This is a genomic window from Paraburkholderia sp. JHI869 (assembly GCF_038900775.1).
In the GTDB taxonomy this organism is placed as follows: Bacteria; Pseudomonadota; Gammaproteobacteria; order Burkholderiales; family Burkholderiaceae; genus Paraburkholderia.
Window position 1 is genome coordinate 21,985 of record NZ_JAYMSC010000035.1, and the last position, 12,635, is coordinate 34,619.

Annotated in this window: 11 protein-coding genes; 4 read left to right on the forward strand and 7 right to left on the reverse strand. The window is 64.7% G+C overall.

Annotated features, from left to right (window positions below; all coding sequences use genetic code 11):
- Positions 1 to 206 precede the first annotated feature (206 nt).
- On the reverse strand, positions 207 to 1,127 hold the full coding sequence (locus VSR72_RS36665) for an NAD(P)-dependent oxidoreductase (RefSeq protein ID WP_342957118.1): 921 nt from the start codon (positions 1,125 to 1,127) through the stop codon (positions 207 to 209).
- A 173-nt stretch (positions 1,128 to 1,300) separates the two neighbouring features.
- Here VSR72_RS36665 and VSR72_RS36670 point away from each other — a divergent pair, with 173 nt between their 5' ends.
- On the forward strand, positions 1,301 to 1,510 hold the full coding sequence (locus VSR72_RS36670; protein ID WP_233881467.1) for a dodecin: 210 nt from the start codon (positions 1,301 to 1,303) through the stop codon (positions 1,508 to 1,510).
- Positions 1,511 to 1,654: 144 nt separating this feature from the next.
- Here the strand turns inward: VSR72_RS36670 and VSR72_RS36675 are convergent, their stop codons facing one another.
- The 4 genes from VSR72_RS36675 to VSR72_RS36690 all read right to left on the reverse strand — a co-directional run bounded on the left by VSR72_RS36675 (position 1,655) and on the right by VSR72_RS36690 (position 6,589).
- Positions 1,655 to 2,740, reverse strand: a complete 1,086-nt coding sequence (locus VSR72_RS36675; RefSeq protein WP_342957119.1) for a BMP family ABC transporter substrate-binding protein — start codon at positions 2,738 to 2,740, stop codon at positions 1,655 to 1,657.
- Positions 2,741 to 2,818: 78 nt separating this feature from the next.
- Complete coding sequence (locus VSR72_RS36680) at positions 2,819 to 3,748, reverse strand: ABC transporter permease (RefSeq protein WP_342957120.1); 930 nt, start codon at positions 3,746 to 3,748, stop codon at positions 2,819 to 2,821.
- A gap of 39 nt (positions 3,749 to 3,787) precedes the next feature.
- Positions 3,788 to 4,894 carry an ABC transporter permease gene (locus VSR72_RS36685; protein WP_342957121.1) on the reverse strand — a complete coding sequence of 369 codons (1,107 nt, stop codon included), beginning with the start codon at positions 4,892 to 4,894 and terminating at the stop codon, positions 3,788 to 3,790.
- 66 nt (positions 4,895 to 4,960) lie between these two features.
- Positions 4,961 to 6,589 carry an ABC transporter ATP-binding protein gene (locus tag VSR72_RS36690; protein ID WP_342957122.1) on the reverse strand — a complete coding sequence of 543 codons (1,629 nt, stop codon included), beginning with the start codon at positions 6,587 to 6,589 and terminating at the stop codon, positions 4,961 to 4,963.
- A gap of 267 nt (positions 6,590 to 6,856) precedes the next feature.
- Between VSR72_RS36690 and VSR72_RS36695 the strand changes: the two genes are divergently transcribed.
- Entirely contained in the window at positions 6,857 to 7,789 is a 933-nt protein-coding gene (locus VSR72_RS36695; RefSeq protein WP_158757707.1) for a LysR substrate-binding domain-containing protein, read from the forward strand.
- Between the two features lie 42 nt (positions 7,790 to 7,831).
- Here VSR72_RS36695 and VSR72_RS36700 read toward each other — a convergent pair whose 3' ends face one another.
- Positions 7,832 to 9,232 carry an 8-oxoguanine deaminase gene (locus VSR72_RS36700; RefSeq protein ID WP_342957123.1) on the reverse strand — a complete coding sequence of 467 codons (1,401 nt, stop codon included), beginning with the start codon at positions 9,230 to 9,232 and terminating at the stop codon, positions 7,832 to 7,834.
- A gap of 588 nt (positions 9,233 to 9,820) precedes the next feature.
- Here VSR72_RS36700 and uraH point away from each other — a divergent pair.
- Positions 9,821 to 10,174: a hydroxyisourate hydrolase gene (uraH, locus tag VSR72_RS36705; protein WP_342957124.1), complete on the forward strand. Its 354-nt coding sequence runs from the start codon at positions 9,821 to 9,823 to the stop codon at positions 10,172 to 10,174.
- Between the two features lie 227 nt (positions 10,175 to 10,401).
- Entirely contained in the window at positions 10,402 to 11,595 is a 1,194-nt protein-coding gene (locus VSR72_RS36710) for a urate hydroxylase PuuD (RefSeq protein WP_342957125.1), read from the forward strand.
- A 512-nt stretch (positions 11,596 to 12,107) separates the two neighbouring features.
- Here the strand turns inward: VSR72_RS36710 and VSR72_RS36715 are convergent.
- A complete protein-coding gene (locus VSR72_RS36715) occupies positions 12,108 to 12,632 on the reverse strand; it encodes an ureidoglycolate lyase (RefSeq protein ID WP_342957126.1) in 525 nt (174 codons plus the stop codon).
- Positions 12,633 to 12,635: the final 3 nt, after the last annotated feature.

A 12,635-nucleotide genomic window follows, 5' to 3' on the forward strand; every position in this document is an offset into this window, starting at 1 on the left:
CAGCCGCGCGGGCGGCTCGCAGGGCACTGAACTCGCTGCGCGAAATCGGTACGGATCGCATGGGCGCAAGCGACCCTGCCCTGCACTAGCATGCCATGGCGAGAAGTGAGGAATGTGAAGGCAGGCGTGCGCGCCGGTTACGGCCGTGACAACAGGGGACGCATCGCCTGCAGAGACCTGCCGATACTTGCCGATACTTGCGCGGCTCAGGCTTCGCCGGTGCGTGACGTCTGCAACACGTCGACGAAGCTGGAAAAATCGGCCTGCGCGAGCCCCATGGCTGCAGCCAGACGCAGCAATTGCTGGACCGTGCCCGAAACGGGCATGGGCGTGCCGGTCTGCGCCGCCGCAGCGGCGATCGTGTCCACGTCTTTCTGGAACGTCTTCAGCGCACCGATGGGTTCGAGCCCGTCTTGCGTCATGCGCGGCACGAACGTGCGCAGCAACGTCGAATCGGCCCAGCCACCCGCTAGCGCCTCGGGCAGCTTGGCCGCGTCGATACCGCTGCGCCGCGCGAGGCTCACCGCCTCGGCAATCGCGGCGACCGTGGCCGTAACGATGGCCTGATTGCACAGCTTGGTGGTCTGCCCAGCGCCGATGCCGCCCATGTGCGTCACGCGCGCCGCGTAGGCGCCGAGGACCGGCGTGACGGCTTCGACGTCGGCGGCTGCACCGCCCGCCATGATCGCCAGCGTGCCGTTCTGCGCGCCCGCCACGCCGCCCGAGACCGGTGCGTCGACCCACCCCACGCCGAACGCCGCCGCGCGCTCTGCGAGCCTGCGCGTCGCGTCGGGCGGGATGCTCGAATGATCGACGATGCGGCGCACGCGCACGCTCTCGCCAGGCGCGCCGGCCAAAAGCCCTTGCTCCCCGAACACGACCTGCTCGACCGCCGCGGCATCGGCGACACACAGCAACACCACATCGGCCTCGCGCGCCAGTTCGTTGGGCGTCGCAGCCACTTGCGCGCCGTCGGCGATCAGCGCCTCGGCCTTCGCCGGCGTACGGTTCCACACGTGCACAGCGTGTCCGGCGCGCAGCAAATGACGGATCATCGGCGCGCCCATCAGCCCCGGTCCGCAAAAACCCAATACCTGCTCGTCCATGTTTTCTGTCTCCTGCTTCATCTGCTGTCAGCGTGGCGCGCCCGTTCCTGCCGGGGCACGCACGATGCTCGGTTTCAAGCGAGGCGCCATCATAACCGGCGCTGGACTAGTTCATGTTTGCGCTCGCGTGCCGGTCCGTTACCTATACTCGATTGACGCGCCCACGCCGCGCGCGCTCCCGAGGAGACACTGTCATGAGCGACCACGTCTACAAGCAGATCGAACTCACCGGCTCGTCGAAGGTTTCGAGCGACGAAGCCATCCGCTGCGCGATTGCGCGCGCGTCGAAGACGCTGCGTTACCTGCACTGGTTCGAAGTCGTGGAAACGCGCGGACTGATCGAGAACGATCAGATCTCGCACTGGCAGGTCACGATCAAGGTGGGTATCCGCATCGACGACTGATACGGCGCGCTTTCTGGTCGGCCAGAAAGCAAAACGGCTGCGCGAGCCTCAGAGGCTACACGCAGCCGTTTCGCGTACGCGCGTCTAAATCGTACGAAGAATGCGCCCGCGCCGTGCGAGGCGGCGCGTGCGCTCGACGCATGCTTACTTCGGCAGCGAGCCGTCCACGCCTTCGACGTACCAGTTCAGGCGTTGCAGTTCCGGGTCGGTCAGCGTCTTGCCGTCCGGAATCTTGACTGCGCCCGTCTGATCCTTGATCGGACCCGTGAAGACGTCCCACTTGCCGCTCGCGATCTGTTCGCGCTTCGCGGCGACGGCCTTTTGCGCGTCGGCCGAAAGCTCGGACGTGTTGACGTCGCCGAGATCGACAGCCTTTTGCGGAATGCCCCACCACACAGGGTCGTTCTTCCACTTGCCGTCGAGCACCTGCTGGATGGCTGCGACGTAGTACACGCCCCAGTTCGCCTCGACCGAGCCCAGGTGCGCGTGCGGGCCGAACTTCTTCATGTTCGAATCCCAGCCGAACGCGTGAACCTTCTTCTCTTCGGCGGTCGCGAGCGTGGCGCTCGAATCGGTGTTTTGCAGCAGCACGTCGGCGCCCTGGCCGATCAGCGTTTCGGCGGCCTGCTTCTCCTTGCCCGGATCGAACCAGCTGTTGATCCAGATGACCTTCGTGTGCACCTTCGGATTCACCGAGCGCGCGCCGAGCGTGTATGCGTTGATGTTGCGCACGACCTCGGGAATCGGTACTGAGGCGACAAAGCCGAGCGTGTTGGTCTTCGTTGCATAGCCCGCCGCGACGCCCGCGAGATACGCGCCCTGATACATGCGTACGTCGTAGGTGCCGAAGTTCGGCGCCTTCTTGTAGCCCGTTGCGTGCAGGAACACGGCGTCCGGGAAATCCTTCGCCACTTTCAGCTGGAAGTCCTGATAACCGAAGCTCGTGCCGAAGATGATCTTGTTGCCCTTGTTCGCGAGATCGCGGAACACGCGCTCCGAATCGGCCGATTCCGGCACGTTTTCCACACGCGTGATCTTGATCTTGTTGCCGAACTTCTGCTCGGCGACTTTGGAGCCCTGATCGTGCGCGAAGGTCCAGCCGGCATCGCCCGGATTGCCGAGATAGACGAACGCGACGCCCGGCGCGTCGGCGGCCTGGGCCGCGCTCGCGAGGGCCGCCGTGCCGCACGTGGCGGCGACGGCGAAAGCGGTCAGGATGGTTTTTTTCATCGTGGATCTCCTGTCGTGGATGAGAAGACTGCGAGCCGTCAAAGCGTTTTAGTTAGTAATCCAGATAAGCCAGTCAACCTATGCCGCGCCAAAGAAAGGCTTACCGAGCGAAGCCGGCGCGTTCAGGCGGATCGTATTCGGGTTGCGTGAAATGAGCACGAGCACGACGATCGTCGCGACATACGGCAGCATGGCGAGGAACTGCGTGGGCACCGGCACGCCTACGGCTTGCGCATAGAACTGCGCGCCCGTGACCGCGCCAAAGAGCAGTGCGCCAATCAAGAGACGCCCCGGCCGCCACGTCGCGAACACCACAAGTGCAAGCGCGATCCAGCCGCGGCCCGCGGTGATCTGCTCTTGCCACAAATGCAGTTGCACGACCGAGTAGTAGCTGCCTGCGAGCCCGGCCATCGCGCCACCGAAGGCCGTTGCGCCATAGCGCACGCCAATCACGGGAAAGCCCACCGCATGCGCGACTTGCGGCGACTCGCCGACCGAGCGCAGCACGAGCCCGGCGCGCGTGCGATAGAGGAACCAGCCGACCACGGCGAACATGATGAACGCGAGGTAATCGACGGGTGTGAGGCTGAAGAACGCCTGTCCGACCACCGGCAATTGCGAAAGCCCCGGAATCGGCCAGGCCGAGATGGTCGCCGACGTGGCAGCCGAGGTGTACGGCTTGCCCACATACGCCGAAAGCCCGACGCCGAAGATCGTGAGCGAGAGGCCCGTTGCGACCTGATTGGCGAGCATGGTGAGCACGAGAAAGCCGAACAGCAAGGACATGACGACGCCCGCCGCCATGCCCGCTACGAGGCCGAGCCACGGATTGCCGGTGATGGTCGTGACCGCGTAGCCTGTCACGGCGCCCATCAGCATCATGCCTTCCACGCCGAGGTTGAGCACACCCGACTTTTCGGTGACGAGTTCGCCCACGCCGGCAAACATGAGCGGGATGGCGGCGGTGACGGCGCTCGAGGCGAGCGAACTGGCTTGCTGGATATCCATGTCGTGTGGCCTGTTTCGTTGTTCTCTGGATTGCGTCGATCAGTTCGCTGCCACGACCGGATGACGGCGGCGCACGCGATAGTTCACGAAGAGGTCCGCGCCAAGCAGGCAGAAGAGCAGCAGCCCCTGAAATACGCCGGAAAGCGCCTGCGGCAATTGCAGCGACGTCTGCACCGCTTCGCCGCCCAGATAGAGCAGCGCCATCAATAGACTTGCGAGCACGATGCCGACCGGATGCAGACGCCCCACGAACACGACGATGATCGCCGTGAAGCCGTAGCCCGGCGACCACGTCGCTTGCAGCTGGCCAATCGGGCCGGCAATCTCGCCCATGCCCGCGAGGCCCGCCAGGCCGCCTGAGAGCAGCAGCGACGTCCAGATCGTCTTTTTCTCCGAGAAGCCTGCGTAGCGCGCGGCAAGCGGCGCGAGACCGCCCACGCTCATGCGGTAGCCCGCGAAGCTGCGGCGCATGAAAAGCCACACGAGCGGAATGGCCGCGAGCGTGAGGAAGATCGACGCGTTCAGGCGCGTACCGCGCAGCCAGTGAATGCGCCAGTCGCCGCCGAAGGTCGGATAGAGCGCGTCGCCGCTGAACATTTCGGAGAGCGGAAAATTCATGCCTTGCGGGTCACGCCACGGACCGCTCACGAGCCAGATCAACAGTTGCGTGGCGACGTAGGTGAGCATCAGGCTCGTGAGAATCTCGTTGGTGTTGAAGCGGCTCTTGAGCCACGCGGGAATCGCCGCCCACGCCATGCCGCCCAGCACGCCTGCGAACATCATCAGGAAGAGGATCCACCAGCCCGTGGATTGATCGAAATAGATCGCCACGCCGCTCGCCGCAATGCCGCCCAGCACCATCTGCCCTTCCGCGCCGATGTTCCACACGTTGGCGCGATATCCCGCCGCGAGACCGAGCGCGATCAGACATAGCGGCGAAGCCTTGAGCAAGAGTTCGGACCAGCCGTTGACGCTCGAAAGCGGTTCGATGAAGAACGCGTGCATCGCCTGCAAGGGATCGCGGCCCACAAGGCCGAAGATCAGGAAGCCGATAACCAGCGTGAGCAGCGCGGCAATGAGCGGCACGGCGATGCGCACCGTGCGCGACGGCGTCGTGCGGGCTTCGAGTCGGTACGGGAAGATCATGGTGGTGAAGTCGGTAGTCGGTCTCGGGTGGTCTATTCGCGTTCGCGTGTTTTTATGAATCGCGCCTCAGGCGTTCGCCACGGTCTGCGCGGGCGGCTCGCCGTTGGGCCGGCCGCCGCCGCCTCCACGATCGGCGCGTTCGCCAAAGAGCCCCGCCATCCAGCGGCCGATTTCCTCGGCGTTCGTCTCTCCGGTCAAACGCGCGGGCGAAAGGCGCCCACCCGCGAGCACGGCAATGCGGTCGCAAATGTCGAAAAGTTCTTCCAGTTCTTCCGAGATCACGAGTATCGCCACGCCGCGCGCCGAAAGATCGAGCAACTGCTGACGGATGAATGCCGCCGCGCCCACATCCACACCCCAGGTGGGCTGCGCGACCACGAGCACCTTGGGCGCCTGGAGAATCTCGCGCCCCACGATGTACTTCTGCAGATTGCCGCCCGAGAGGCTTTGCGCGAGCGCGTCCGGGCCGCCGCAGCGCACATCGAACGCGCCGATGCAGCGCTCGGCGAACGCGCGCATCGCGCCGGTCTTGAGCCACCCCGAGCGCACCATGCCTTCGCGGTGCGCCGTGAGCAAGGCGTTTTCGGCAAGCGACATGGCCGGCACCGCGCCGCGCCCAAGCCGTTCCTCCGGCACGAACGCAAAACCGAGCTTGCGCCGCGCGCCCGCCGAAAGACGTCCTGCAGGCTTGCCGCAAATCGTGACGGCATCGGCGCTCACACCGTGACGGCCTGCTTGCGCTTCGCCCGAGAGCGCCGCGAGCAATTCCGCCTGGCCGTTGCCCGAGACCCCGGCAATACCGAGAATCTCGCCCGCATGCACGCCGAACGAAACGTCGCTGAGCGACGTGCCGAAGGGATCATCGCTCGGCATCGACAGATGCTTCGCTTCGAGCAGCACGTCGCCGGGCGCGTGCGCGCGCCGCGTGTAGTCGGGCAGTTCGCGCCCGACCATCAGCCGCGCGAGCGACGCATGCGTTTCCTCGCGCGGAATGACGTGGCCGGTGACCTTTCCGCCGCGCAGCACGGTGGCCGTGTCGCAGAGCTCCTGGATTTCGTCGAGCTTGTGGCTGATATAGAGAATGCTGCAACCCTCGGAAGCCAGACGCCGCAGCGTGCCAAACAGCTTGCGCACCGCTTGCGGCGTGAGCACCGAAGTCGGCTCGTCCATGATCAAAAGACGCGGATTCTGCAGCAGACAACGCACGATCTCCACGCGCTGCCGCTCGCCCACCGTGAGGCTATGCACATGACGCTGCGGATCGACATCGAGGCCGTATTGCGCCGACACCTCGCGAATGCGTTTGCCGAGCGTTTTCAGATCGAACGGTTCGTCGAGCGAAAGCGCGATGTTCTCGCCAACGGTCAGCGTTTCGAACAACGAAAAATGCTGGAACACCATGCCGATGCCGAGCTTGCGCGCCGCAGCCGGATTCGCGATTTCGACAGCCTGGCCTTCCCAGCGGATCTCGCCCGCGTCCGGCCGCACGGCGCCGTAGACGATCTTCATGAGCGTGCTCTTGCCCGCGCCGTTCTCGCCGAGCAAGGCGTGGATTTCGCCAGGCGCGACCGTGAGCGTGACGTCGTCATTGGCGCGCACCGCCGGGTACTGCTTCGTGATGCCGGCAAGTGCAAGACGCGGCACACCGTTGCCATCTTGCACACCCGTTGCCTGACGTGAAGAAGAATCGCCCATGGAGGTTCCGCCGTTGTACGTTATTGCTGTCCGAAAACCGTTTGACGCCTGCCGCTGCGGCCAGACGCTGTGCGCCGCCGTGCGGGGGTGACGATACCCGTTAGCCCTGCGAAGGTCGAGCCGCCAAAATTCGCTGTTGCCTCGCTGCAAGGGCCGCCCAGCGCGACCCTCGGGGTAAGCCTCGCTTGACGCCACTTTTTGTCCATATTAAAAACGATATACCCCCAAGCCCCATCGATCAGCTAGAACATATAATTCGGAGAATTCATGAGTCAGCAACGCGAGGCGATCGACACGTACCTCTTGCGCGTCTTGCACACGCTTCTGATGGAGCGCAGCGTGACACGCGCCGCCGTCAAGCTCAATCAGTCCCAGCCCGCAATCAGCGCGGCGCTGCGGCGTCTGCGCGACATCACCGGCGACCCGCTCCTGGTGCGCGGCAAGTCCGGCATGGTGCCGACCGAGTACGGCCTGCGCCTGCTCGAGCCTGTCCAGAACGCGCTGCGCGAGATCGAGCGCATCCGCTTCCAGCAACACAATTTCGATCCGGCCACGTCCATTCGTTGTTACCGGATTGGCTGTCCTGACTATCTGAACGTCCTGTTCGTGCCGACCGTGGTCGAGCGCTTTCGCCAGGCCGCGCCCAATGCCACGCTCGAGTTCCACTCGCTCGGGCCCGCGTTCGACTACGAACTCGCGCTCGAGGAAGGCAAGCTCGATATCGTCATCGGCAACTGGCCCGAGCCGCCCGAGCAGCTGCACCTCTCGAACCTGTTCGTCGACCAGATCGTCTGCCTGATGAGCAACACGCACCCGTTCGCCAAGCGCGGCGGGCTCACGCTCGACCAGTACCTGAACGCGCCGCATCTCGCGCCCACGCCCTATTCCGTGGGCCAGCGCGGCGCCATCGACGTGCACCTCGCCCGCGAGCGTCTTAAGCGCCACGTGGTCGTCACGCTGCCGTACTTCAATCTCGCGCCCTACGTGCTCGTCAAGTCGGACCTGGTCTTCACGACCACGCGCCTTTTCGCCGACCACTATGCGCGCTTCCTGCCGCTCACGGTCGTGCCCGCGCCGCTCGACTTCCCGCCGATGCAGTACTACCAGTTGTGGCACGAACGCTGTCATTACTCGGACGAAGTACGCTGGTTGCGCAGCCTCATCGCCGAAGCGACGAAGACGCTGATCGACAAGCCTTGAGTATCGCGGGCGCCACCGTGCGCCCGCTTTCCGCTTTCTGCTTTAGCGCGCCATCTGCACGAGCTGTGCCGCGAGCCGGTTGTGCCGCTCGATGACCGGCCCAAGCTCCACCGTCTGCAACACGCCCTCCTTCACGACCGCGCGACCGCCGATCACGCTCAGCGCGACCTGCGAGGGCGCGCAGAACACGAGCGCCGCCACCGGATCGTGGAGCGCCCCCGCGAAAAGCGGCTGACGCAAGTCGAACGCCACGAAGTCAGCCGCCATGCCGGGCGCGAGCGCGCCGATGTCGTCGCGGCCCAGTACCTGAGCGCCGCCTAACGTCGCGATCTCCAGCGCCTCGCGCGCCGTCATGGCATCCGGCCCAAACCCCACGCGCGCGAGCAGCATCGCCTGGCGCGCCTCGGCCACCATCTGCGCGCCGTCGTTCGACGCCGAGCCGTCCACACCCAGTCCCACCGGCACGCCAGCGAGCCGCATCTTTTTCACGGGCGCGATGCCTGAGGCGAGCCGCATGTTCGAGCACGGACAATGTGCGACGCCCGTGCCCGTCCTGCCGAACAATCCGATGCCGTGGTCGTCGAGCTGTACGCAGTGCGCATGCCATACGTCGCGGCCCACCCAGCCAAGATCCTCGGCGTATTCGGCCGGCGTCATGCCGAACTTTTCGCGGCTGTAAGCAATGTCGTTCACGTTTTCGGCGAGATGCGTGTGCATCGACACGCCGTAGTGCCGCGCGAGCACGGCCGACTCGCGCATCAGATCACGGCTCACCGAAAACGGCGAGCATGGCGCCACGACGACGCGCAGCATCGCGTACCGGCCCTCGTCGTGATACGTCTCGATGAGGCGCTGGGTGTCGGCGAGAATGGCGTCCTCGCGCTCGACTACGGAATCGGGCGGCAGCCCGCCGTCCTTCTGGCCGACGCTCATGCTGCCGCGGCTCGCGTGAAAACGCATGCCGATGCGTTGCGCCGCGCGAATGCTGTCGTCCAGACGGCTGCCGTTCGGGTAGATGTACAGATGATCGCTGGAGGTCGTGCAGCCAGAGAGCAGCAACTCGGCCATCGCCGTGAGTGTCGAGACCTCGATCATCTCTGGCGTGAGGTTCGCCCACACCTTGTAGAGGTTGGTGAGCCAGCCGAACAGTTCGGCGTCCTGCGCGGCCGGCACGGCCCGCGTGAGGCTCTGGTACATGTGGTGATGCGTGTTGACGAGCCCAGGCGTCACGAGGTGGCCGCTGGCGTCGATCACCTCGTCCGCCGTGGCGGGCAGTTCCGCCATCGGGCCGACCGCGACGATGCGGTTGCCTTCCACGTAGATGCCGCCGCCACGAATCTCGCGGCGTGCGCCGTCCATCGTTACCAGCATGTCGGCGTTCTTCACCAGCAACGTCTTGCCGGGCTTTTGCGGGTCTTGCCCCTGCGCGAGTGTGCGTTCCATCGTCCTTGTTCGCTCCGTTGTCGTGCCGCTGCGAGTCGTCGTCATTGCTTTGCGCTCGCACGGCGTGTGAACCAGACGCCCTCGCCTCACCCGCCGGCCTCGCCGGGCCGCCCAGGCGTCCGGTGCCGACGCGTCCCGAGGAGGACGCCGCTGGCCCGGTTACCCGGCGTCCACCGCCGTCTTCGGGACGCGCAGCACGCGCTGCGCATGGGCTCTACGATCCCCAACCAAAATAGTCGTGGCAATTCGCGCCGCTGCGATACCCACATTTACGCCACGCATATAAAGGTCGATTTTTGGCGCCGCTACGATGCAAACATGGGACGCACGAATCCAGGGCGCGATGAGCGAGAGCCGCCGCGCAGCACCCAGGGCTCACCCTCATGCGCGAAGCTTTATCTTTCCTATCGCTCGCGCGCGCCGGGTGCGATCGTTCTTAAAATGCGTTCACGGCGCTCGCTTCGATCCGCCGACGGGTATGTAGCCACTGACGTGGAGCCTCGATCCGCCGCAATGCATCATGCATGGGATCGAGCGCTGCCGCTGAAACCTCGCAATCGCACCAGGCACTCACAAGGAAAACTGCGAATGGGCAAGCTGACTACCCACGTGCTCGACACCGCGAACGGCCGTCCCGGCGCGGGCATCAAGGTCGAGCTCTTTGCGCTCTCGGGCGACGCGCGCCGCGCGCTCAAGACCGTGACCACCAATGACGACGGCCGCTGCGACGCGCCGCTGCTCGAAGGCGAGGCGCTCGCCAAAGGCGAATACGAACTCGTGTTCCACGTCGGCGACTATTTCGCCGCCCTCGGCGCGAACGTGCCCGAGCCGCGTTTCGTCGACCGCGTGGTGCTGCGCTTCGGCATCGCCGACTCAGGTTCGCACTACCACGTGCCGCTACTCGTTTCGCCGTGGTCGTACAGCACGTATCGCGGCAGTTGAGCGAGAACTGAGAGAGAACTGAGCGGCCACCGCACACATTCTCATAGGGCATTCCGGGCGATCTTCTAGCCCGATTCACCAAGCCCAAGGTCATACACAAACAACAACGGCAGCGCCGGCAGCATCCGGGTCGTTCAGCGGCCCAAGAGCTGCGCGGCGCGCTCATACCCCGCAGTTAGCGCGTGCGTTCAGACGCGCGCGCCATGCATCAGGACTGGAGACGTTTCATGGAAGGCTTTATTACCGATTGGCTGAACCTCGCATTGCGCTGGTTCCACGTCATCGCGGCGATCGCCTGGATTGGCGAGTCGTTCTACTTCGTCGCGCTCGACAACAGCCTCAAACCGCCCACGGACCCGAACCAGCGTCGCCGCGGCGTGTTCGGCGAGTTGTGGCACGTGCACGGCGGCGGCTTCTACAACATGCAGAAGTACACCGTCGCGCCGCCCGAAATGCCCGACGACCTGCACTGGTCGAAGTGGCCGTCGTACACCACGTGGCTCTCGGGCGCGTCGCTCTTCACGGTGCTCTACCTCATGGCGCCGAACACGTATCTCATCGACAAGAACGTGCTCGACATGGGTCCGGTCGTCGCGATCTTCTCGGCGCTCGGCTTCCTCGCCGCGGGCTGGATCGTCTACGACTCGCTGTGCCGCGCGCTCGGCACGAAGGACAAGTTGCTGGGCGTGTGCGTGGGCATCTACGTCGTGATCGCAGCCTACCTCGCCTGCCACATCTTCTCGGGCCGCGCCGCGTACCTCATCATGGGCGCGATGCTCGCGACGATCATGTCGGCCAACGTGTTCTTCGTCATCATCCCCGGCCAGCGCAAGATGGTCGCCGCGATGCTCAAGGGCGAAGTGCCGAACCCGATCTACGGCAAGCGCGGCAAGCAGCGTTCAGTGCATAACACGTACTTCACGCTGCCCGTGGTGTTCGCGATGCTGTCGAACCACTACGCCATGACCTATGCGCACGCCTACAACTGGGCCGTGCTCGTGGTGATCATGCTGGCCGGCGCGCTGATTCGCCAGTTCTTCGTGATGCGTCACCGTGGTCAGCAACTCTGGTATCTGCCGATCGGCGGCGTGGCGCTGATGTTCGTGGCGCTGGTGTGGACGCTGCCGCGCCCGGTCGTGCCGCAAGCGGAAGCCGCGAACGCGCCATCGCTCAAGGTGTCCGACATTCAGCCGATCCTGCAGCAGCGCTGCGCATCGTGCCACTCGGCCCACCCGACGATGATGGGCGCAGCGCCCGCCGGCGTGATGTTCGATACGCCCGATGAGATTTCGCAGAACGCGCAGCGCCTGTATCAGCAAGCTGTGACGCTCAAGGCGATGCCGCTTGGCAACGTCACGCACATGACCGACGACGAGCGGCAGAAGATCGCCATGTGGTTCCAGGGCGGTGCGAAGCAGTGAGACAGATGGCAGCGCGAGCGGTTTGAATCGCGCTAGCTGAGCAGTGACTGGAAGGACCCGAAGTGCAAGGCGCTTCGGGTCCTTTTTCTTTTTGTGCGGCGTTTTGTGCAGCTCGCGGGCTATGAGGCAGCCGCGGGATGTTGCGGGCCGGCATCCGGTATCCTGGGAAGCTGGGAACCGCGTGGCGAAGCGCAACGGGAGCGAAAGCGCGTGCCCTTGCGCCAGATATCACCGCCAACCGTTGACGCGCAACGAACGCAGGCTCTGCCCCGCGCGTCGCGATAGCAACCGCAGGCGTATCGCACGGTGAGGCATATGGCGAACGCCTCGACTGCGAATGGCGCGAGCAGCACTGAGCGCCGCAAGCAAGCATGGCTCGGCCTCAGTGCTCCCGATGTCGCCGAACCCCTGCAATTTATGTCTGCGGTCTATACACACGCCAAACGCAAAAAAGCCACGGTCGAGACCGTGGCTTCTTCGTACTGCTGCGTACTGCTATGTAATGCAAAGAGTCAGCGCACTGCCGCCTTCATCGCCTCTTGCGTCAACCAGAGCGACTCCGGCAAATCCTGCTCGTTGAGATTGAGCCCATCGCCGCCGCGATCGACGACGATGAAATCGCTCACCTCGCCCAACGCAATTAGCGGATGATGCCAAACACCCTTCGCGTAGTTCACGCCTTGCCAGCCGCTCGAAACGAACGCGCGAATCTGCGTGACGTCCAGATCGCCTGCGGGCGCGACCACCACGAGATACGGCTTGTCGTTGAGCGGCACGAACGCCTGGCTGCCCAGCGGATGCCGTTCGAGCATCTTCACTTCGAACGGCAGCTCGCGCGGCTGCCCGCGAAAAAGATTCACGAGCGTGCGCCCGCCTTCGTCCGTCACGTCCACTTTCGCGAGATCGTGAAAGCGGATCGTCGTGCCGAGGTTGATTGGAATCTGCTTCGCGCCCGTGAGCTCGATCACGTCGCCGAAGGGCGCGAACGCCTCGCGCGTGAGCGGCTCGATGACAAGCGTCGTCCTGGTTTCACTCATGAT